The sequence below is a fragment of the Streptomyces sp. NBC_00310 genome, assembly GCF_036208085.1.
Taxonomy (GTDB): domain Bacteria; phylum Actinomycetota; class Actinomycetes; order Streptomycetales; family Streptomycetaceae; genus Streptomyces.
Genome location: NZ_CP130714.1, coordinates 6,850,137 through 6,870,630, shown reverse-complemented (window position 1 = coordinate 6,870,630; position 20,494 = coordinate 6,850,137). Strand labels below are relative to the sequence as shown.

Annotated in this window: 20 protein-coding genes; 8 read left to right on the top strand and 12 right to left on the bottom strand. The window is 70.8% G+C overall.

Translation table 11 applies throughout. From position 1 onward, the window contains the following. Positions 1-164 precede the first annotated feature (164 nt). Together OG202_RS30250 and OG202_RS30245 are read right to left on the bottom strand one after the other, a co-directional pair. Positions 165-740 carry a sigma-70 family RNA polymerase sigma factor gene (locus tag OG202_RS30250; protein ID WP_005481141.1) on the bottom strand — a complete coding sequence of 192 codons (576 nt, stop codon included), beginning with the start codon at positions 738-740 and terminating at the stop codon, positions 165-167. Positions 741-996: 256 nt separating this feature from the next. Beyond that, a complete protein-coding gene (locus tag OG202_RS30245) occupies positions 997-1,608 on the bottom strand; it encodes a response regulator transcription factor (protein WP_003948568.1) in 612 nt (203 codons plus the stop codon). Between the two features lie 392 nt (positions 1,609-2,000). Between OG202_RS30245 and OG202_RS30240 the strand changes: the two genes are divergently transcribed. Then, positions 2,001-2,330: a WhiB family transcriptional regulator gene (locus OG202_RS30240; protein WP_326578513.1), complete on the top strand. Its 330-nt coding sequence runs from the start codon at positions 2,001-2,003 to the stop codon at positions 2,328-2,330. A gap of 48 nt (positions 2,331-2,378) precedes the next feature. Here OG202_RS30240 and OG202_RS30235 read toward each other — a convergent pair whose 3' ends face one another. Then, complete coding sequence (locus OG202_RS30235) at positions 2,379-3,275, bottom strand: LysR family transcriptional regulator (RefSeq protein ID WP_326578515.1); 897 nt, start codon at positions 3,273-3,275, stop codon at positions 2,379-2,381. Between the two features lie 82 nt (positions 3,276-3,357). Here OG202_RS30235 and OG202_RS30230 point away from each other — a divergent pair, with 82 nt between their 5' ends. The 3 genes from OG202_RS30230 to OG202_RS30220 all read left to right on the top strand — a co-directional run bounded on the left by OG202_RS30230 (position 3,358) and on the right by OG202_RS30220 (position 5,683). After that, on the top strand, positions 3,358-4,023 hold the full coding sequence (locus OG202_RS30230; protein ID WP_327728148.1) for an MOSC domain-containing protein: 666 nt from the start codon (positions 3,358-3,360) through the stop codon (positions 4,021-4,023). Between the two features lie 86 nt (positions 4,024-4,109). Next, on the top strand, positions 4,110-4,883 hold the full coding sequence (locus OG202_RS30225; protein ID WP_327728149.1) for an SDR family NAD(P)-dependent oxidoreductase: 774 nt from the start codon (positions 4,110-4,112) through the stop codon (positions 4,881-4,883). 92 nt (positions 4,884-4,975) lie between these two features. Beyond that, entirely contained in the window at positions 4,976-5,683 is a 708-nt protein-coding gene (locus OG202_RS30220) for an ester cyclase (RefSeq protein WP_328223903.1), read from the top strand. Positions 5,684-5,782: 99 nt separating this feature from the next. On the opposite strand, the gene groL is transcribed toward OG202_RS30220, so the two are convergent. The 4 genes from groL to OG202_RS30200 all read right to left on the bottom strand — a co-directional run bounded on the left by groL (position 5,783) and on the right by OG202_RS30200 (position 10,142). Continuing rightward, positions 5,783-7,411 (bottom strand): chaperonin GroEL, encoded by a 1,629-nt coding sequence (groL, locus tag OG202_RS30215; protein WP_326578523.1) that lies wholly within the window; start codon positions 7,409-7,411, stop codon positions 5,783-5,785. A gap of 130 nt (positions 7,412-7,541) precedes the next feature. Continuing rightward, positions 7,542-7,850, bottom strand: a complete 309-nt coding sequence (groES, locus tag OG202_RS30210) for a co-chaperone GroES (protein ID WP_028807844.1) — start codon at positions 7,848-7,850, stop codon at positions 7,542-7,544. A gap of 307 nt (positions 7,851-8,157) precedes the next feature. Continuing rightward, positions 8,158-9,024: a polysaccharide deacetylase family protein gene (locus tag OG202_RS30205; RefSeq protein ID WP_405961877.1), complete on the bottom strand. Its 867-nt coding sequence runs from the start codon at positions 9,022-9,024 to the stop codon at positions 8,158-8,160. 110 nt (positions 9,025-9,134) lie between these two features. Next, positions 9,135-10,142, bottom strand: a complete 1,008-nt coding sequence (locus tag OG202_RS30200) for a polysaccharide deacetylase family protein (protein ID WP_328223902.1) — start codon at positions 10,140-10,142, stop codon at positions 9,135-9,137. Between the two features lie 111 nt (positions 10,143-10,253). On the opposite strand from OG202_RS30200, the gene OG202_RS30195 reads away from it, so the two are divergent. Beyond that, complete coding sequence (locus OG202_RS30195) at positions 10,254-11,435, top strand: class I SAM-dependent methyltransferase (RefSeq protein ID WP_328223901.1); 1,182 nt, start codon at positions 10,254-10,256, stop codon at positions 11,433-11,435. A 156-nt stretch (positions 11,436-11,591) separates the two neighbouring features. Here OG202_RS30195 and OG202_RS30190 read toward each other — a convergent pair whose 3' ends face one another. From OG202_RS30190 to OG202_RS30170, 5 genes are all read right to left on the bottom strand, one after another. After that, positions 11,592-12,896, bottom strand: coding sequence for an RNA polymerase sigma factor (locus OG202_RS30190; RefSeq protein ID WP_328223900.1), 1,305 nt, complete (start codon positions 12,894-12,896; stop codon positions 11,592-11,594). A 43-nt stretch (positions 12,897-12,939) separates the two neighbouring features. Next, positions 12,940-13,296: a YciI family protein gene (locus tag OG202_RS30185; RefSeq protein ID WP_326578533.1), complete on the bottom strand. Its 357-nt coding sequence runs from the start codon at positions 13,294-13,296 to the stop codon at positions 12,940-12,942. Between the two features lie 124 nt (positions 13,297-13,420). Beyond that, positions 13,421-14,461: an LCP family protein gene (locus OG202_RS30180; protein WP_328224739.1), complete on the bottom strand. Its 1,041-nt coding sequence runs from the start codon at positions 14,459-14,461 to the stop codon at positions 13,421-13,423. A gap of 127 nt (positions 14,462-14,588) precedes the next feature. Beyond that, positions 14,589-15,950, bottom strand: coding sequence for an endo-1,4-beta-xylanase (locus tag OG202_RS30175; RefSeq protein WP_328223899.1), 1,362 nt, complete (start codon positions 15,948-15,950; stop codon positions 14,589-14,591). Between the two features lie 104 nt (positions 15,951-16,054). Next, on the bottom strand, positions 16,055-17,116 hold the full coding sequence (locus tag OG202_RS30170; protein ID WP_326578537.1) for a LacI family DNA-binding transcriptional regulator: 1,062 nt from the start codon (positions 17,114-17,116) through the stop codon (positions 16,055-16,057). Between the two features lie 121 nt (positions 17,117-17,237). On the opposite strand from OG202_RS30170, the gene OG202_RS30165 reads away from it, so the two are divergent. From OG202_RS30165 to OG202_RS30155, 3 genes are read left to right on the top strand one after another with little or no spacing between them, the layout of a single operon-like run. After that, on the top strand, positions 17,238-18,632 hold the full coding sequence (locus OG202_RS30165) for an ABC transporter substrate-binding protein (protein ID WP_328223898.1): 1,395 nt from the start codon (positions 17,238-17,240) through the stop codon (positions 18,630-18,632). After that, a complete protein-coding gene (locus OG202_RS30160) occupies positions 18,629-19,534 on the top strand; it encodes a carbohydrate ABC transporter permease (RefSeq protein WP_326578540.1) in 906 nt (301 codons plus the stop codon). The genes OG202_RS30165 and OG202_RS30160 overlap by 4 nt, the downstream gene beginning before the upstream one ends. A gap of 4 nt (positions 19,535-19,538) precedes the next feature. Then, a complete protein-coding gene (locus OG202_RS30155; RefSeq protein ID WP_405895279.1) occupies positions 19,539-20,441 on the top strand; it encodes a carbohydrate ABC transporter permease in 903 nt (300 codons plus the stop codon). The last annotated feature ends 53 nt before the right edge of the window (positions 20,442-20,494 follow it).

Genomic DNA, 20,494 nt, shown 5'->3' with positions numbered 1-20,494 from the left:
TCCATGCTAACGGGAAGTGTGGGTCACACATTCCACGGTACGAAGTAACGCCGGGCTTCGTATGTTCGTACGGAAAAGGCACCCCGCGTGTTCATCCGAGGCGCCCTCCGAACCGTCGCCGAGACGCCGGTACCCCTGCTCCGCCAACGCCCGAGACGCCGGTACTACTGCTCCGCCAACGCCCGCAGTCTGCTCAGCGCCCGGTGCTGGGCCACCCGGACCGCACCCGGTGACATGCCCAGCATCTGTCCGGTCTCCTCGGCCGTGAGCCCCACCGCGATCCGCAGGAGCAGCAGCTCCCGCTGGTTCTCGGGGAGGTTGGCCAGGAGCTTCTTCGCCCACTCGGCATCACTGCTGAGCAGGGCGCGCTCCTCGGGACCCAGCGAGTCGTCGGGGCGCTCCGGCATCTCGTCCGAGGGGACGGCCGTCGACCCGGGGTGACGCATCGCGGCCCGCTGGAGGTCCGCGACCTTGTGGCCGGCGATGGCGAAGACGAACGCCTCGAACGGCCTTCCGGTGTCCTTGTAGCGCGGCAGCGCCAGGAGGACGGCGACGCAGACCTCCTGCGCCAGGTCCTCCACGAAATGCCGCGCGTCCCCCGGAAGCCGGGACAGACGGGTGCGGCAATAGCGCAACGCCAAGGGGTGGACATGGGCGAGCAGATCGTGTGTGGCCTGCTCGTCCCCGTCGACCGCGCGATGCACGAGCGCACCGATCACTGTCGTCTCGTCGTCACGCATCGGTCCATGGTGCCTTGCGGCCGTCCGGTCCGTGGCGCCACGTCCATGGTTGTGCACCGAAGCGTTATGAGCAGGTGCGCCGGAACTCATCTCCTGCGCCCTCCCCTCCCGCTCGTTCGACTGCTCCCCGAGGAACTCCACACCTCAAGGATGCGGCATCCGCGGCGAAACGAGCAGCGGGCACCCGACGGACCGTCTCACCGCCCCCGCCCGCCGCGCGGCAGGCGGGGATCCTCCTCACCCCGTCACGGCCCACTCAACGGACCAGACCCCAGCGGAAACCGAGCGCCACCGCGTGCGCGCGGTCCGAGGCGCCGAGCTTCTTGAACAGGCGCCGGGCGTGGGTCTTGACCGTGTCCTCGGAGAGGAACAGCTCGCGACCGATCTCGGCGTTGGAGCGACCGTGACTCATGCCTTCCAGCACCTGGATCTCCCGCGCGGTGAGCGTCGGCGCGGCGCCCATCTCGGCGGAGCGCAGCCGGCGCGGGGCGAGCCGCCAGGTCGGGTCGGCGAGGGCCTGCGTCACCGTGGCGCGCAGCTCCGCGCGGGAGGCGTCCTTGTGCAGATAGCCCCGCGCGCCGGCCGCGACCGCGAGGGCCACGCCGTCCAGGTCCTCGGCGACTGTGAGCATGATGATGCGCGCCCCGGGGTCGGCGGACAGCAGCCGCCGTACGGTCTCGACGCCGCCCAGGCCGGGCATGCGTACGTCCATCAGAATCAGATCCGAGCGGTCGGCCCCCCAGCGGCGGAGGACTTCCTCGCCGTTGGCCGCCGTGGTCACGCGCTCGACGCCGGGCACGGTAGCCACCGCGCGGCGCAGCGCCTCTCGGGCAAGCGGGGAGTCGTCGCAGACGAGGACGGATGTCATGGCCGCCCTCCGCAGCTGATGCGCGTCACCTTGAGCCTCCAGGCTGGTACGAAATCGTCACCTGTGCGGTCGATACTCACGAGCGGACAGGAACGCCTGCCCGAGCGCTTGTTCTCTCAACCGCCTCCGCCCGTCTCAACGACGGTCACTCGAAAGAGTTACGGGATGGCCGGCCATCTTCGGCACTCTACGTGAGGGCGCGGACACGGCGCAGACATGCACAACGGACCCTCAATGTTTCATCACAACCTATGCCCCATTCAGACGTTTTTGTTCCCATTTATTGGTGTCTGAGGCTAGATTCGCAATGAGTCATATTTTCATCTCCTTAGATAGTCGATGTACGGTCATGGGCAACATCTCCTCCCAGAACAGCAACAAGGGGACACGCAATGGCAGATTTCTCCCGCCTTCCCGGACCGAACGCTGATCTGTGGGACTGGCAGCTCCTCGCGGCCTGCCGTGGGGTCGACAGCTCACTCTTCTTCCACCCCGAAGGAGAACGCGGTGCGGCACGGAGCGCTCGTGAGAACTCGGCCAAGGAGGTCTGTATGAGATGCCCGGTCCGCGCGCAGTGCGCGGCCCACGCCCTCGCGGTGCGCGAGCCGTACGGCGTGTGGGGCGGGCTGACCGAGGACGAGCGCGAGGAGCTCATGGGCCGGGCACGTCACCGGCTGGTGACGGCGTCCGCGTCCGGGAGCGACACCGGTTCGAACACCTGAAGGAACGTTTCTTCACCATCCCGGCCCCCGGCCCCCGGCCGTCCGGCGCTACCGCGCGGCCGCTCCGGCCAGCCGCTCCAACGTCGCCGCGACCGTCGGCACCTGGGCCAGGTCCGGCAGGGTGAGCGCCACGATCTCCCGGCGCACCGCCGGCTCGACCGACACCGTCCGCACCCCCTTGGCGCGCACGGACTCGATGGCCAGCTCCGGCAGGACGGCGACCCCGAGGCCCGCTCCCACCAGGCCGACCACCGCCGGATAGTCGTCGGTCGCGAAGTCGATGCGGGGCGTGAAGCCCGCACTCTCGCAGACCCGCACCAGCTGCCCCCGGCAGCGCGGGCAGCCGGCGATCCAGGGTTCCCCGGCGAGTTCCCCGATGCCGACGGACCGCGAACGGGCCAGTCGGTGCCCCTCGGGCACGAGTCCGACGAGCCGGTCCGTGAGCAGGGGACGTACGACCAGGTCGTCCCATTCCTCCGCGCCCGCCGCGCCCTCGTAGCGGAAGGCGAGCGCGATGTCGCAGTCACCCTCGCGGAGCATCTCGACCGAGCGCGGCGGTTCGGCCTCCTCCAGGGAGACGCGGGTGCCGGGGTGGGCGGCGCGCAGGGCGGCCAGGGCCGTGGGGACGAGGGTGGAGCTGCCGCTGGGGAAGGAGACCAGGCGCACCCGTCCGGCGCGCAGCCCGGCGATGGCGGCGACCTCCTCCTCGGCCGCGGTGAGCCCGGCGAGGATGCCGGCCGCGTGCCGCACCAGCGCCTCGCCCGCCTGCGTCAGCCGCATCTCACGGCCGGTGCGGACCAGCAGCGGTGTGCCGACGGAGGATTCGAGCGCCTTCATCTGCTGGCTGACGGCGGGCTGGGTACAGCCGAGTTCACGTCCGGCCGCCGAGAAGGAGCCGGTGGCGGCGACGGCGCGCAGGACGCGGAGATGGCGGGCCTCGATCACGGGGTCGAGCATAAGCGGGGCTTGGGAACGCTGCCGAATATCGCGTCGACTCTTTGATGTCCGTTCGCCTAGCGTGCCGTGCATGAAGCTTCTGTCGCTGAATGTGGGGCGGGCCAGGGCCGTCGACGTCCCGGAGGAGTCGAAGAGCCTCTCTGGCATCGACAAGCGGCCGGTGGAGGGGCCGGTGCGGGTGGCGGCGCCCGGGCCCAAGGGGGTCGGCGCCAGCGGGGTGGCCGGGGACGCGGTGTGCAACACGGAGCACCACGGCGGCGACGACCAGGCGGTCTACGCGTTCGCCCGCGAGGACCTGGACGGCTGGGAGCGCGAACTGGGCCGCACGCTACCCAGCGGGATCTTCGGCGAGAACCTCACCACCGAGGGCCTCGACGTATCCGGCGCCCTCATCGGCGAACGCTGGCGGATCGGCCCCGACCTGATCCTGGAGATCACCTCGGGCCGGGTCCCCTGTCTCAACTTCCAGCGGCACCTGGGCGAGCGGAGCTGGGTCAGACGCTTCACGCGCCAGGGCGCGCCCGGTGCCTACCTCCGCGTGATCCAGCCGGGCGAGATCCGCGCGGGCGACCCGATCGAGATCGTCCACCGCCCCGACCACGACATCACCGTGGCCCTCACCTTCCGCGCCACGATGAACGAACACGACTTGCTGCCACGGCTGTTGGCGGCGGGCGAGGCACTGCATCCGGAGATTCTGGAGACGGCGCGGACGTACGCGGCGAAGCAGGGCTGAGGGGGCCGGTCCGTCGTGACGAGGCCGCTGGTGAACGTGCGGTGGAGCAAGCGGACCCGCACGGTCCCGGTCACTACGCTTGCGCCATGACAACGGCTCTCATTACGGGTTCGACCGCGGGTATCGGTGCCGCCTTCGCACGGCGGCTGGCGGCGGACGGGCACAACCTGGTGCTGGTGGCGCGTGACACCAAGCGGCTGCGGGAACAGGCGACCGAGTTGCACGACCGCCACGGCATCGAGGCGGAGGTGCTGACGGCGGACCTCGCGACGGACGACGGCATCGAAACGGTGGTGCGGCGGCTGGCCGACCGCAGGAACGCGGTCGACCTGCTGATCAACAACGCCGGCTTCGGCAACAAGGGCCGCTTCCTCGACGTCTCCATGGCCGACGAGCTGAAGATGCTCAAGGTCCACTGCGAGGCGGTCCTCCGTCTCACCTCGGCGGCCACCGAGGCCATGCGCGAACGCGGCCGGGGCGGCGTGGTGAACGTGGCGTCGGTCGCCGCGTTCGTGCCGCGCGGCACGTACGGGGCGTCGAAGGCCTGGGTCGTGCAGTTCACTCAGGGGGTCGCGCGCGACCTGGCCGGCACCGGCGTCCGTCTCATGGCGCTGTGCCCCGGCTTCGTCCGTACCGAGTTCCACGACCGGGCCGGCATGGGCACCGACAACATCCCGTCCTGGATGTGGCTCGACGCCGACAAGCTGGTCACCGCCGCCCTCGCCGACCTCTCCCGAGGCAGGACCGTCTCCATCCCCGACCCGCGCTACAAGGCCCTGATGGGTGTGGTGAAGGTGGTGCCGCGCGGTCTGCTGGGCGGGATCAGCTCGAAGACGGGACGGAAGTACGGGCCGCGGTAGCCCGTGGTCGCCCCGGTGCCGGCGGGTGGGAGAGAGGGCACCGGGAGACAATGGAGCTGTTAACCGGAGCCAGGGGGGCCGGAGGCGGTCTCATGACATTCGTGCAGCTCATCGACTGCAGGACCAGCCGGTTCGACGAGATGAACCGGCTGATGGACACATGGGTCGAACAGACCAAGGGGAAGCGGACGGCGACGCACAGCGTGATCGGGAAGGACCGGTCGGACGGGTCGCACATCGTGGAGATCGTGGAGTTCCCGTCGTACGAGGAGGCGATGCGGAACTCGGGTCTGCCGGAGACGGACCGGATCTTCCGGGAGATGATGGCGCTGTGCGACGAGACGCCCACGTTCACGGACCTGGACGTGGTGCGGGACGAGCAGTTGTACGCCGCGACGGCGCGTCGGTTCCTCACGACCATCGCCACGAAGGGCGAACTGCCGCCGCTCGACGATCTGCTCGTGGAGGGCTACCACGACCACGTGCCCTCCGACGAGCCGGACGCCATCGGGATGGACGCGTTCAGGCGGACCGTCGAGGAGTGGCGCGGCGGGTTCGACTTCGAGTTCACCGTGGAGGACCAGATCGCCCAGGGTGACCGGGTGTGCACACGGTGGACCTGGAACGCGACCCACAACGGGGACTTCTTCGGGATTCCGGCCAGCGGCAGGACGGTCCGGATGACGGGGACGCTCATTCACCGGTGTACTCCCGACGGGAAGATCACCGAGGGGTGGTGGGAGTACGACCGGCTCGGGCTGATGGGGCAGCTGGGCGCGCTCGACGATCTGGAGAAGTAGGCCGCCTCCGGGAGACGGGTGGTGACGCGGGAAGGCCCGGCGCCCCCTCGTACAGGGGTGCCGGGCCTCGCCTACGGCTGACCGACGTGCGTACGTACGTCAGTGGGAGTGGCCGTGACCGTGGCCGTGGCCCGCGTCGGCCGGCTCCTCTTCCTTCTTCTCGACGACCAGGGTCTCGGTCGTGAGGAGGAGGGAGGCGATGGAGGCGGCGTTCTCCAGGGCGGAGCGGGTGACCTTGACCGGGTCGATGACGCCCTGCTTGACCAGGTCGCCGTACTCGCCGGTGGCGGCGTTGAAGCCCTGGCCCTTGTCGAGCTCGGCGACCTTGGAGGTGATGACGTAGCCCTCCAGGCCGGCGTTCTCGGCGATCCAGCGCAGCGGCTCGACGGCGGCCCTGCGGACCACCGCGACACCCGTGGCCTCGTCGCCGGTCTTGCCGAGGTTGCCCTCGAGGACCTTCACGGCGTGGACGAGCGCGGAGCCACCACCGGAGACGATGCCCTCCTCGACCGCGGCGCGGGTCGCGGAGATGGCGTCCTCCAGACGGTGCTTCTTCTCCTTCAGCTCCACCTCGGTGGCGGCGCCGACCTTGATGACGCACACGCCGCCGGCCAGCTTCGCGAGGCGCTCCTGGAGCTTCTCGCGGTCCCAGTCGGAGTCCGTGTTCTCGATCTCGGCCTTGATCTGGGCGACGCGGCCCTGGACGGCACCGGAGTCACCGGCGCCGTCGACGAGCGTGGTGTCGTCCTTGGTCACGGTGACGCGGCGGGCGGAGCCGAGCACGTCCAGGCCGACCTGGTCGAGCTTGAGGCCGACCTCCTCGGAGATGACCTCGGCGCCGGTCAGCGTCGCCATGTCCTGCAGCATCGCCTTGCGACGGTCGCCGAAGCCGGGGGCCTTGACGGCGACCGCGTTGAAGGTGCCGCGGATCTTGTTGACGACCAGGGTCGACAGCGCCTCGCCCTCGACGTCCTCGGCGATGATCAGCAGCGGCCGCGAGGCGTTGGACTGGATGACCTTCTCCAGCAGCGGCAGCAGGTCGGCGATGGAGGCGATCTTGCCCTGGTGGATGAGGATGTACGGGTCGTCGAGGACGGCCTCCATACGCTCCTGGTCCGTCACGAAGTACGGCGACAGGTAGCCCTTGTCGAAGGCCATGCCCTCGGTGAAGTCCAGCTCCAGACCGAAGGTGTTGGACTCCTCGACGGTGATGACACCGTCCTTGCCGACCTTGTCCATCGCCTCGGCGATGAGCTCGCCGACCTGGGTGTCCTGGGCGGACAGACCGGCGACGGCGGCGATGTCGGACTTCTCGTCGATCGGGCGGGCGGTCGCGAGGAGCTCCTCGGACACGGCCTTGACCGCGGCGTCGATGCCCTTCTTCAGGGCGGCCGGGGAGGCACCCGCGGCGACGTTGCGCAGGCCCTCGCGGACGAGCGCCTGGGCCAGCACGGTGGCGGTGGTCGTACCGTCACCCGCTACGTCGTTGGTCTTGGTCGCCACCTCCTTCACCAGCTGGACGCCGAGGTTCTCGTACGGGTCGTCGACCTCGACCTCACGGGCGATGGTCACACCGTCGTTGGTGATGGTGGGGGCGCCGAACTTCTTGTCGATGACGACGTTGCGGCCCTTGGGGCCGATCGTCACCTTGACCGTGTCGGCAAGCTTGTTGACGCCGCGCTCGAGGGCGCGACGGGCGTCCTCGTCGAACTTCAGGATCTTCGCCATGGGAGCGGTTCAGCCCTCTCGGAAAACGTGGGTGAAACGAACTGCGCCCCCGACGCCCGGCTGATTAGTGGTCGCGGGGGGCCAAGGGCGCAGCTCACATGCAAGGTGCTTCGGTGAGGAAGCGGGTGAATTACTTCTCGATGATCGCGAGCACGTCGCGAGCCGAGAGGACGAGGTACTCCTCGCCGTTGTACTTCACCTCGGTGCCGCCGTACTTGCTGTACAGCACGATGTCGCCGGTCTGGACGTCGAGCGGCAGGCGCTCGCCGTTCTCGAAGCGGCCCGGGCCCACGGCCAGGACGACGCCCTCCTGGGGCTTCTCCTTGGCCGTGTCCGGGATGACCAGGCCAGAGGCGGTGGTCTGCTCGGCGTCGAGCGGCTGGACCACGATGCGGTCCTCGAGCGGCTTGATGGCAACCTTGGAGCTGGTGGTCGTCACGATCCGACCTCCCCCTTCGGAGATCTCACGGGGTTAACTGTCTGAGGTGGCGACCAGGTGGATCCGTCGTCGCGGGTGCCGGACCTGCCCGTCGCGTAGTTGGCACTCTCCAGTGGGGAGTGCCAGACCTGAGACTATGACCGCGATTAGCACTCGGTCAAGCGGACTGCTAATCGAGTGGGTCGCGGCGGGGCATCCCGCGGTGGGTGGCGGGGCATCGCGCGGCGGGTGGCGGGGCGTCGGGTGGGGTGCGGGCGGGGTGTCGGGTGGGGTGCGGGCGGGGTGTCGGACGCGTCCGGGGCGGGCCTCAGAGGTAGTCCTCCAGGCGGCCGACCGTCAGGCCCTGCTCCTGGACGCGGCGCAGCAGCCGGGTCGTCATCTGCGTGAGCGTGGTGCCCTTCAGCTGGTCCGGGCCCCGGAAGCAGGCCAGGACGATGTCGCCGGGACGGAGGCGGTCGCCGACGGCGTAGCGGAGGTCGTGGATCTGCATGGACGCGCGCCACAGGACGACCGCCGAGATGCCGCAGTCGGCGGCGGCGCGGAGCGTGGTCGTGTCGTAGACGCCGTAGGGCGGGCGGAAGAGGGTCGGCCGGACGCCGAAGCGCTGCTTCAGCTTGTCCTGCTGGCCGCAGATCTCGGCGCGCTGTCCGGCGTACGGCAGGCCGCGCAGGGCGGTGTGGTCGAGCGTGTGGTTCTGCACGGTCGCGCCGACCGTCCGCAGCCGCGCGAAGTGGCCGTAGCCCGGCCCCACGACACTGTCCGTCAGGAACATGCTCACCGGCAGCCGCAGCTCACGCACCAGGTCGACGAACCGGGTGTCCTTCTCCGCCCCGTCGTCGTACGTGAGGAAGACGACCCTGTCCCGGGTCGGGACGCGGTCGACGACGGGCGGCAGCCCCGGGCCGGCCGCGCGGGGGGCGGGCGGCCGGTCGGGGGTCCCGGGCGCGGGGGCGAGGGGTGCGGCGAGGCCCCAGCGGCGGTACGGGGGTGAAGCCGGGCGGTCGGGGGCGCGTGCGCCGGAGTGGGGGGCGGCCGAGGTCGGGGGTGACGCCGGCGCCGAGCGCGAGGCCGATGACGGCGTGGGGGCCGCCCGGTCGGCCGGATCGGGGTGCCCGGTGGCGCATCCGGCCAGGGGCAGGACGGCGAGGGCGGTGAGCGCGGAGAGGGCGGCCAGGGCGCGGGCCGCCGGCGTACGGACCGCCGGACCGCGCGCCCCGTGACGCGCCCCCTGTGCGCCTCGCACCCCGGGCACGCCCTGCGGCGTCCCGCGCCCCCCGCCGGCCCTCACAGGTAGTCCTCCAGCCTCGCCACCGCGTACCCCTCGGCGGTGACCAGGTTCAGGAAGCGGCGGATCATGTCGGGCATGGTGCCCTTCCCGTCGCCCTTGCCCCGGAAGTGGCTGAGGACGATGTCGCCGGGGCGGAGTCGGCGGTCCCATTCGCGGTAGTCCCAGCGGTCGGCGAAGACCTCCTCGTTCCACAGGGGGACGGCCTCGATGCCGCAGGTCTTGGCCGCGCGGAGGGTGTCCTGGTCGTAGCTGCCGTACGGCGGCCGGAAGAGGGTGGGCCGGGTGCCGAACCGCCGCTCGATCACGTCCTGCATGCCGCAGATCTCGCGCTGCTGGGAGTCGTACGAGAGGGCGGGCAGGTGGCGGTGGTTGAGGGTGTGGTTGTTGAGGGCGACGCCACGGTCCCGCATCCGCTCGAAGTAGCCGTAGTCCTCCTTGATCAGGTAGTCGCTGAGGAAGGCGGTGTACGGGACCCGCAGGTCGCTCATCATCCGCAGGAACGCGGGGTCCTTCTCGGCGCCGTCGTCGATGGTGAGGAAGACGACCTTGTGGCGGGTCGGGACGGTCGTGAAGACCGGCGGAAGTCCGTCCTCCACATGACCGTCGACCTCGAACCCCTTCCGCGTCCCGAGCGCCGGCTTCTCCGCCGGGGGCGCGGGCGCGCTCAGGGGCACCTCGGCCAGCCCCCAGCGCTTCGCGGCGGCGACCCGCGCGGCGTGCGCCCGGCGCACCTTTCCGGCGTACGCGTCGAGGGCACGGGCGCCGGGCGCGTCGAAGGGCCGCTGGCCGCGCTGCTGACCGTGGGCGGGCCCGGCGGTCTCCCGCCGCTCGGCGGAACCCCTCTCCGACGCCTCCTCGGCACCACCCCAGGCACACCCGGCGACGACGACCGCGGCGGCGAGCAGGGCGACGCCGCCCCGGACCCCACCCCGGACCCCGCCGCACCCCCTCCGGAAATCCGCCCGCTTCGCACTCTTTCCATCATTTTGTCGTACGAATCGCATGGCGCTGCATCCTCGCAGGACGGCCCCTCCCCACCGCCCCGACACCGCCGCCGGCCCCGGAGCGTCCACCGACTGGCCCACACCACCGGGCCCCTGACCGACAATGGCCCGGTGAACGACCTCGACCCCGCCTCCTTCCTCACCCCTCTCCTCACTCCCGAGGGCCGCGCCCTCCTCGACGAGGTGCGCGGCACCGAACCGGCGCGGGAGTTGGCCGTGGCGACCCGGCTGCGCCGCGACCACCCGGCGGAGCTGGTCTCGGCGGCCATGGCGCAGGCGCGGCTGCGGCAGCGGGCGGCGGCGAAGTTCGGGGCGGCGGACGCGGAGCGGATGTTCTTCACGCCGAACGGGGTCGAACAGTCGACCAGGACGACCGTGGCGACCTACCGGGCGGAGCGGATGCGCGCGCTGGGCGTGACGTCCGTCGCCGACCTGTGCTGCGGTATCGGCGGCGACGCGATCGCCCTCGCCCGGGCCGGCATCCGGGTCCTGGCCGTCGACCGCGACCCCCTGACGGCGGCGGTGGCCCGCGCCAACGCCGACGCGCTCGGCCTCACCGACCTCGTCGAGGTGCGGGAGGCGGACGTCACGGAGGTGGACGTCTCCCCGTACGACGCGGTCTTCGTCGACCCGGCGCGGCGCGGCGGACGTGGCCGGATCTTCGACCCCGAGGCCTACTCGCCACCGCTCTCCTGGGCCGTCGCCACCGCCCTCAAGGCCCCGCGCGCCGCCCTGAAGATCGCCCCCGGTGTCCCCCACGAGGCGGTTCCCGCCGAGGCCGAGGCCGAGTGGATCTCGGACGGCGGCGATGTGAAGGAGGCGGTGCTCTGGTTCGGCACGGGGACGGGGGGTGCGGTGCGGGCGACCCTGCTGCCCGGGCCGCGGAGCCTGCTGGGCCGGGGCCTGCCCGACCCCGAAGTCCGTTCCGTGGGGCGGTACTTGTACGAGCCCGACGGGGCCGTCATCCGCGCCCACCTCGTCGCCGAGGTCGCCGAGGACCTGGCGGGCGGGCTGATCGACCCCACGATCGCCTACATCACCGCCGACGAACACCACGTCACGCCGTACGCCACCGCGTACGAGATCACCGACCGGCTCCACTTCAACGTCAAGAAGTTGAAGGCCCTGCTCCGGGAGCGCGAGGTCGGCATCCTGACCGTGAAGAAGCGGGGGTCGGCCGTCGAGCCGGAGGAACTGCGCAAGAAGGTCAAGCCGCAGGGGCGCAACTCGGCGACGGTCTTCCTGACCCGGGTCGCAGGCGCCCCGACAATGCTGATCGGCCACCCGGCGTAGCCCCCGCCCCGGAAACGACGGGCCCGCGGGCCGAAAATCACGGGGCGCAGCCCCTGCTTTCAGGGGCGCGGGGAACTGCGCGACCAGCCCCCACCCACCCGCACCCGCCACACCACCCGCACCCCCGAGCCATGAGGCGCCCACCGCACCCCCGAGCTACGAGGCGCCCCCTCGCTCCCCCTCCCCCTCCTCCGCCCGCGCCAGCAGCAGCGTCCGTTCCCGCTCGTTGCGGGTCAGTCCGGCCGCTCGGACGAACTCCTCCCTGGCCTCCTCCGTACGGCCCAGCCTGCGCAGCAGGTCTCCTCGCACGCTCGGCAGGAGGTGGTATTCGTGGAGGGCGGGCTCGGTGGCCAGGCGGTCCACGATCTCCAGGGCGGGGCCGGGGCCCTCGGCCATGGAGACGGCGACCGCGCGGTTCAGCTCGACCACGGGGGACGGGGAGCGCGCGGCGAGCAGGGCGTACAGCGTGGCGATCCTCGGCCAGTCCGTCTCCTCGTAGGTGTACGCCTGGGCGTGGCACGCGGCGATGGCGGCCTGCAGGGCGTACGGGCCCGGGGCACCGCTCGCGGCGGCGGTGGCGCGGCCGAGGGCGGTGAAGCCCCGTGCGACGAGCAGGCGGTTCCAGCGGCGGCGGTCCTGGTCCTTGAGGAGGACGGGTTCGCCGGCCGGGCCCGTACGGGCGGCGGCGCGCGACTCCTGGAGCTCCAGCAGGGCCACCAGGCCGTGCACTTCGGCCTCCTTGGGCATCAACTGGGCCAGCACGCGGGCGAGTCGGAGGGCGTCCTCGCAGAGGGCGGGGCGCAACAGGTCGTCGCCGGCGGTGGCCGCGTACCCCTCGTTGAAGATCAGGTAGATGACCTCGAGCACGGAGTCGAGGCGGGCCTCGCGGTCGGGGCCGTACGGCACTTCGAAGGCGACGTTCTTCGTCGCCAGCGTGCGCTTGGCGCGGACGATGCGCTGGGCGACCGTCGCCTCGGGGGCCAGGAAGGCACGGGCGATCTCGGTCGTGGTCAGGCCGCCGAGGAGGCGCAGGGTGAGGGCGATGCGGGCCTCGGCGGAGAGCACGGGGTGGCAGGCCGTGAAGACGAGGCGGAGCAGGTCGTCGTCGATGTCGTCCGGGTCGGACGGCCGGTCGAGATACGGCCCCGCCGCCTCCAGGTCCCGCCCCACCTCCGCCAGCTTCCGCGCATACCGCTCCCGGCGGCGCACGAGGTCGATCGCCCGGTGCTTGGCCGTGGCCATGAGCCAGGCCCCCGGGTTGTCCGGAACCCCGTCCCGCGGCCACTGCTCCAGCGCCGCGACCAGCGCGTCCTGGGCCAGTTCCTCGGCGATCCCGACGTCCCGCACAATCCGCGCGACCCCGGCGATGAGCCGGGGCGACTCCATCCGGAAGACGGTCTCGATGGCCGCGTCGGGATCGGGGGCGGGGCCGGAGGGGGCGGCGGTGGGCTGTGGGGTCACAGCCCACCATCAGACACCCGGAGGGCAGCGGAGCCAAGCGGGCTCAGCCCTCCTGGATCTCCCGCACCTCGCAGGTGACCGTCCAGTACTCCTCGTGCACCTTCAGGAACCGCTTGGCCCACTCGACCGCCTCGGCCATGTCCTTGCACTGCATCAGCGCATAGCCGCCGACGACCTCCTTGGTCTCGGTGAACGGCCCGTCGGTGACCGACAGTTGCCCGCTCTCCCAGCGCACCCTCTTCCCCTGCGCGCTCGGCATCAGCCCGGCGGTGTCGAGCATGACCCCCGCCTTGGTGATCTCCTCCAGCAGGTCCCCCATCCGCTGCATCAGCTCGGGGCTCGGGCCCTCGGCGGGGGCGGTCTTCTCGTCGATCTGGATCATCGAGAGATAGCGCGGCATGGTGACTCCAGGTGCATCGGTGGCCGGGGCTTCTCCCCGACTCTCACCCATGCGTCGAACGGCCGCACCCCGGATCGACACGGTCGCCGGATTCCCTCGAAATATTTTTCCGCCCCTGCTCCGGCTACTTCAGCGACTCCCACAGCTCGCTCGCCTCCGGCTCGTCCGCCACCACCCGGTTGCCGTCGTAGGGGGCCGTGACCACCGGCATCATCACGGTCTTCGTGGTGTCCGAGGACAGGCCCTTCAGGCTCTGGCCCAGCTTCATCAGTTCGGTCAGGGAGTCCACGTCGGTGTCGGTGGTGAGGCTGCCGGTGATCGCGTCGGCGGCCTCGTAGAGCCGGGTGGGGTCGGTGAGGAGGTCGGTCGAGGAGATCTGGTCCAGCAGGGCCTTCACCAGCGTCTGCTGGAGTCCGATACGGCCGAGGTCGCTGCCGTCGCCGATGCCGTGGCGGGTGCGGGCGAGGGCGAGGGCCTTCTCGCCGTCCAGGTGGTGCGTGCCGGCCGTCAGCTCCAGGTGCGAATCGTCGTCGTCGATGTCCTCGTCCGTCGTGACCGTGACGCCGCCGAGGGCGTCGACGAGCTGCGCGAAGCCGGAGAAGTCGATCTCGATGTAGTGGTCCATGCGGACGTGCGTCATCGACTCGACGGTCTTGACCGCGCAGACCGGGCCGCCGACCGCGTACGCGCTGTTGAACATCGCGTTGTACGCCACCGACGACGAACCGCCCGACTCCAGCGGGCAGGACGGGCGGGTGACCAGGGTGTCGCGGGGGATGCTGACGACCGTCGCCCCGGCGCGGCCCTCGTCGATGTGGACGACCATCGCCGTGTCCGAGCGGGCGCCCGCGCCGTCGTCGCCGCCGCCGAGTTCGGCGTTCTCCGTGCCGCTGCGGGAGTCGGAGCCGAGGACGAGGATGTTCAGCGCGCCGCTCGGCAGGGCGGACGGCAGGGCGGAGGGCGAGGCGGACGGATCGGACGGATCGGCCGAGGTCGTCGGCCCGGTCTTCGCGGGGCGGTTGTCACCGAGGGCGGCGTCGATGTCGACGCTCCTGATGTTGTCGTTGAGCCGCCAGAACGTCCAGCCCGCCCCGCCCGCGCCCAGTACGAGCGCTCCGACGAGTGTGAACCCGGCGATCCTCAGCCGGCGCCGCTGTCTGCCCATGCCCCCGTTGCCGTCCCCGCACGCGCTTTCTTCACCCTTCACGCACAGGAACTTACGTCCGAATTGTTACGGGCAGAACCTCATGACGCCTTTCCTTCGGAAATTCTCAGACTTCTCTCAACCGCTCTCATCCCAGCGTCACCGTCGGCACCGGATTGCTGCCGCTCCAGGTGCCGTTGAACCCGAAGCTCACCGAGCCGCCGCTCGACACGCCGCCGTTCCAGGGGTCGTTGGCGCAGCTGACGGTCGCGCCGGTCTGGGTGCACGTCGCGTTCCAGGCCTGACCGACCTGCTGCCCCGCCCCGAACGTCCAGGTGACCCGCCAGGAGGAGAGTGAGGACCCGGCGGCGCAACGGATCGTCACGTTGCCCGTGAAGCCGGTGTTCCACTGGTTCGCGACGCTGTACGTCGCCGAGCAGCCGGCCGGGACCGGCGGCTCGCCGGCCGTGCCGCCGAGCGCGGTCACGATGCCGTAGTAGGCGGGCTTCGGCGCGTAGTTCTCGTCGTACGGGGTCGCCGCGCCCTGGCCCGGGAAGGTGTCCGGGATCCAGGAGTCGGAGTCGGTGAAGCCCCAGACCGTGACGGCGGTGCAGCGGGTCACGGCCACGCAGGCCTTCACCACGGCGTCGTACTCGGTGCGCTGCTGTGCCAGCTTGGCCTCGGTGGCCGGCAGTTGCATGCGGATGTCGAGTTCGGTGATGGCGACGTCCACGCCCAGGTCGGCGAAGCGCTGGATGTTCTGCTGGAGGGTGGAGGGGACCTGGCCGAGGATCAGGTGGGCCTGGAGGCCGACCCCGTCGATCGGGACACCGCGTGCCTTCAGGTCCCGGACCAGGTTGTAGAGGGCCGTGCTCTTGGCGTTGACGCCCTCGACGTTGTAGTCGTTGATGTAGAGCTTGGCGGCCGGGTCGGCGGCGCGGGCGGCGGTCAGGGCCTGGGCGATGTAGTCGGTGCCGAGGCCGTTGTACCAGAGGGTCTGGCGGTAGGTGCCGTCCTCATTGAACGGCTCGTTCACCACGTCCCATGCGGCCAACCGGCCCTTGTAGCGGCCGACTTCGAGCGCGATGTGGTCGTTCATCAGCTGGCTGAGCTGCGCGGGCGTCCAGGTGCCGTTGTCGAGCCAGCTCGGGTTCTGGCTGTGCCAGACCAGGGTGTGGCCGCGTACGTCCTGGTCGTGGGCCTCGGCGAAGTCGACGATCTGGTCGGCCTCGGTCCAGTTGAAGGTGCCCCGGGTGGGCTCGATGGAGCCCCACTTCATGGCATTGCCGGGAGTGAGCCAGTTGAACTCCCGGCCCGCGATCTCGCCGTAGGTGCCGGTGAGCTTGGAGCCGGTCACCGCGGTGCCGATCGCCTTGCCCTTGGCGGCGGCGAGGTCGCGCAGGGGCGGGTCGGCCGCGTGGGCGGCGGGGGCCGCGACGAGCAGGGCGGCGAGCGCGGCGGCGCCGGTGAGCAGCGAGGTGAGGGAGAAGCCGGTTCTGAGAGTGCTCATGGTTCTCATGCGGGTGCCTCCGAAAGTTTCGGTGGTGCAACCGATTGGCTCGGAGCAGTGTGGGGGGCCGCCCCACACTCGTCAATACATCCGCGGCACACCCGCTAGACAGCCGGAGGCACTCCCGTGCTGCTCCGCACCACCAGGCTCGTCGCCAGCTCCACCCGGGTCGCCGCGGAGGATCCCTCCTGCCGGCCGAGGTCGAGCACCAGCCGGGCCGCCGCCTCGGCCATCTCCATCAGCGGCTGTCGTACGGTCGTCAGGGGCGGCCCCACCCAGCGGGCCACCGGCAGGTCGTCGAAGCCGACCACGCTCAGGTCCTCCGGGATCCGCAGGCCCAGTTCGCGGGCGGCTTCGTAGAGGCCGAGCGCCTGGAGGTCGTTGCCGGCGAAGACGGCCGTCGGGCGGTCGGGGCGGCGCAGCAGCTCCAGGCCCAGCCGGTATCCGGTCTCGTGGTGGAAGTCGCCGGCCCTGAGCAGACCCGGGTCGACCGGCAGCCCGGCGGTCTCCAGCGCGGCCCGGTAGCCGTCGACCCGGGCGCGGCTGCACATCATCCGCGAGGGTCCGCTGATGGCGCCGATGCGCCGGTGGCCGAGTTCGATCAGATGGCGGGTGGCGGCGAGGCCGCCCTGCCAGTTGGTGGCGCCGATCGAGGGCACGTCGTCGCCGGGGTCGCCCGCCGGGTCCATCACCACGAACGGGATGGACCTGCTGGTCAGGAGCGCGCGCTGGGACTCGTCGAGCCCGGACAGGACGAGGACGACACCGTGCGGGCGGCGGGCGGCGACCTGGTCGGCCCAGGTGCGGCCGGGGGTGAGGCGGCCGGCGCTCTCGGAGAGGACGACGCTCAGGCCCTCCTCGCGCGCGATGTTCTCGACGCCCCGGATGACCTCCATCGCCCAGGCGCTCTCCAGTTCGTGGAAGACCAGGTCGATGAGGGGCGACCGGGTCGCCTCGGCGCGCCGGCGGCGGTAGCCGTACGCGCGCAGCAGGTCCTCGACGCGGGTGCGGGTCCCGGGCGCGACGTCCGCGCGGCCGTTGAGCACTTTCGAAACAGTCGGAGCCGAAACACCCGCCTGGCGGGCGATCTCGGCGAGCGTCGCCGTCTGCGTGGAGTGCGACGCACGCGCTCTTGTCTGGGTTTCCTCGGACTTCGCGGGCTTCATGAACCGGATCGTATCCCTGCGCGACCTCTTGACGAACCCTTTCGACGGCCATAAGTTCCCGGAACATTCGAGGTGCCATCCGAAACATTCGCACGTCCGAACATTCGTGAAGGGTGCTGTCATGGAGTCGAGCAGAGGCCAGTCGACCGGGACGAACGCGGGCCGGTCCCCCGGGAGCGGCCCGGGCGACGGCGGCCGTTCGTTCAGCAGGCGCTGGTTCCTCGGCGCCGGTTCCGCCTCGTTGGTCACCGCGGGACTCGGCGCCGGCCTCACCGCCTGCGGCTCCGGCGGCGGAGGCGGCGGCGGGGACGGCAGGACGCTCACCGCGTTCGTGTACGGCGACGACGCGGTGAAGGTCCAGCAGGCGGGCGTCGACCGGTTCAACAAGTCGGCCGCGGCGAAGAAGGCCGGCGGCACCATCAAGCTGCAGAAGGTGCCCGGCTCCGACTACTCCCCCAAGCTCCGCACGGCGATGGGCTCCCCCAGCGCCCCGGACGTCTTCTTCAACTGGGGCGGCGGCTCGATCAAGCCGTACGAGGAGGCGGGCAAGCTCGTCGACCTCACCGACATCATCGAGGGCGACCCGGTCCTCAAGGACGGCTTCCTGCCCTCGGTCCTCGCCGCCGGCGACCTGGGGGGCCACCACTACGGCATCCCGATGCGCGGCATGCAGCCGGTGATCCTCTTCTACAACAAGGCCGTCTTCGCCGAGCACAAGCTCCAGCCGCCGACCACCTGGGACCAGTTGCTCGACAACAACGCCAAGCTGAAGAAGGCGGGGATCACTCCCTTCGCCCTCGGCGGCTCCGACGTCTGGCCCGAGCTGATGTGGCTGGAGTACCTGGTCGACCGCCTCGGCGGCCCCGAGGTCTTCAAGCGCATCCAGGACGGCGACGCCGAGGGCTGGGGCGATCCCACCGTCCTCAGGGCCGCCGAACTGGTCAAGGAACTGGTCGACGACGGCGCCTTCGGCTCCAAGTTCACCTCGGTGTCGTACGTCAACGGCGGCGCCCCCGCGGTCTTCGCGCGCGGCAAGGCCGCCATGCATCTGATGGGCTCCTGGGAGTACTCCACGCAGCTCGGCAAGTTCCCGGACTTCGCCAGGAAGAACCTGGGCTGGGCCGCCTTCCCGACCGTCGAGGGCGGCACCGGCGACGTCCGCAACGTCGTCGGCAACCCCACCAACTACTGGTCCGTCAACGCCCGGACGAAGAACAAGGACCTCGCGGTCGGCTTCCTGAAGGACTGCGCCTCGGAGGCGTACGCGCAGGCCCTGATCGACAACGGCGACGTCCCGACCACCTCGAACGCGGCCGACCTCCTCGCCTCCTCGCCCAATCCCGAGTACGCGACGTTCCAGTACGACATGGTCCAGCAGGCCCCCGCCTTCACCCTCTCCTGGGACCAGGCGCTCGGCGACGGGCTCGGCACCAAGATGCACACGGAGATAGGCAAGCTGTTCGCGGGCAAGTCCTCACCGAGCGAGTTCGTGACGGCCTGCAAGGGGCTCAAGTGACCGTCACGGTCGAGAAGCCCCCGACGGCACGGAAGCGGCCGGCGCACCGGGCGAGCCGCGCCGGCCGCCCGCACGCCGCCTGGGCCCTCCCCGGCGTCCTCTTCTTCACCTTCTTCGCGGTCGTCCCGATGGCCCTGGCCCTCTACCTCTCCTTCACCAGTTGGGACGGCCTCGGCGACCCGCGGCCGGTCGGCCTCGACAACTGGAAGAAGCTCCTCGACGACCCACGGATGACCCAGTCCCTCTGGCTGACCGTCGTGCTGACGGTCGCCAGCTGGGCCTTCCAGACGGTCGTCGCCCTGCTGCTCGGCGTGTGGGCGGCGGGCCGGCAGCGCAACCGCGCGATCCTCTCCGCGGTCTTCTTCGTCCCGTTCCTGCTCTCCTCCACCGCCATCGCGATCCTCTTCTACGCCCTCCTCGACCCGAACTTCGGCATCATCCAGAAGGACACCCTGGGCTCGCAGAGCGGCGCGTTCCTCGCGATCGTCTTCGTCGGCGGCTGGCAGTTCATCCCCTTCCACACCCTGATCTACCAGGGCGGGGCCCGCCAGATCCCCGACGTCCTCTACCAGGCGGCCGCCATCGACGGCGCCGGCCGCTACCGCCAGTTCTTCTCGATCACGCTCCCGCAGCTGCGCCACACCATCACCACGTCCACGGTCCTGATGGTGGTCGGCTCACTGACGTACTTCGAGACGGTCCTGATCCTCACCAAGGGCGGCCCCGGCACGGACACCGCGATCCTGCCGTACCTGATGTACGAGGCGGGCTTCAAGACGTACGACTTCGGCTACGCGAGCGCCATCGCGTCCTTCCTGGTCCTCGCCGCGACCGGCCTGTCGCTCGTCCTGGTCCGGCTGACGGGCTTCGGCGGCATGCGCAGCACCCGCGAAGGGATGTGACGGAGTGTCACACGATACGTTGGCGCGCCCCACGAAGACCGACGAGCCCCGACGCGTGCGGGCGAGCGCCCCACGCCGGCGCCGCCACTGGACCAGGCGCGCCAACCCGGTCGCGGGCCTCGGCGCCTTCGTCTGGCTGGTCATCGTCCTGATCCCGATCTACGCGATGCTGTCGGCCTCTCTCACGAGCGCGGACAAGGCGTTGACGGGCAATCCCCTCAAGCCCCCCACGGACCCGACCCTCGACAACTACAACACCGTCCTGACCACCGGCTTCGGCCATCTGCTGAGCAACACGGCGATCGTCGCGGTGTCGGTGGTGGGCATCGTCCTGGCCCTGTCCATCCCCCTGGCGTACGTGGCCGTCCGCACCCGCGACCGCTGGTCGAACGCCGCCTTCCGCCTGTTCCTGCTGGGGGTGGCGATCCCGGCGCAGGCGGTGGTCGTCCCGCTGTACCTGCTCATCGCGAAACTCGACCTCTACGACACCCTCCTGGCCGTCATCCTCCCGACGGCGGCCTTCGCGATGCCGGTCTCGGTCCTGGTCCTGGTGGGCACGCTCCGGGACGTCTCCGAGGACCTGTACGAGGCGATGGCCCTCGACGGCGCCTCGCCCCTGCGGATGCTCTTCCAGCTGACGATCCCGCTGGCCAAGGGCGGCATCAGCACGGTCGTCATCTTCTCCGCGCTCCAGGCCTGGAACGGCTTCCTCTTCCCGCTGATCTTCACCCAGTCCGACGAGCCACGGGTCCTCACCCTCGGACTCTTCAACTACGTCAGCCAGTTCGGCGTCAACATCCCCGCCGTGCTCGCCTCAGTCGTCCTCTCCGGCATCCCGATCTTCGCCGTGTACCTGGTGGCGCGACGGGCGCTGGTGGGCGGGTTGATGGGGGTGGGCGGCAAATGAGACCTCATCACACCCAGCGCATCCATCGCATCCATGCACTGAAACTCACCAAC

Coding starts and splice junctions, on each gene's coding strand:
- OG202_RS30180 (WP_328224739.1), bottom strand. CDS start 14,461: ATGGGCAGACAGCGGCGCCGGCTGAGGATCGCCGGGTTCACACTCGTC.
- OG202_RS30170 (WP_326578537.1), bottom strand. CDS start 17,116: ATGAAGCCCGCGAAGTCCGAGGAAACCCAGACAAGAGCGCGTGCGTCG.
- OG202_RS30220 (WP_328223903.1), top strand. CDS start 4,976: ATGACATTCGTGCAGCTCATCGACTGCAGGACCAGCCGGTTCGACGAG.
- OG202_RS30200 (WP_328223902.1), bottom strand. CDS start 10,142: ATGCGATTCGTACGACAAAATGATGGAAAGAGTGCGAAGCGGGCGGAT.
- groL (WP_326578523.1), bottom strand. CDS start 7,411: ATGGCGAAGATCCTGAAGTTCGACGAGGACGCCCGTCGCGCCCTCGAG.
- OG202_RS30165 (WP_328223898.1), top strand. CDS start 17,238: ATGGAGTCGAGCAGAGGCCAGTCGACCGGGACGAACGCGGGCCGGTCC.
- OG202_RS30250 (WP_005481141.1), bottom strand. CDS start 740: ATGCGTGACGACGAGACGACAGTGATCGGTGCGCTCGTGCATCGCGCG.
- OG202_RS30225 (WP_327728149.1), top strand. CDS start 4,110: ATGACAACGGCTCTCATTACGGGTTCGACCGCGGGTATCGGTGCCGCC.
- OG202_RS30230 (WP_327728148.1), top strand. CDS start 3,358: ATGAAGCTTCTGTCGCTGAATGTGGGGCGGGCCAGGGCCGTCGACGTC.
- OG202_RS30240 (WP_326578513.1), top strand. CDS start 2,001: ATGGCAGATTTCTCCCGCCTTCCCGGACCGAACGCTGATCTGTGGGAC.
- OG202_RS30185 (WP_326578533.1), bottom strand. CDS start 13,296: ATGCCGCGCTATCTCTCGATGATCCAGATCGACGAGAAGACCGCCCCC.
- OG202_RS30245 (WP_003948568.1), bottom strand. CDS start 1,608: ATGACATCCGTCCTCGTCTGCGACGACTCCCCGCTTGCCCGAGAGGCG.
- OG202_RS30175 (WP_328223899.1), bottom strand. CDS start 15,950: ATGAGCACTCTCAGAACCGGCTTCTCCCTCACCTCGCTGCTCACCGGC.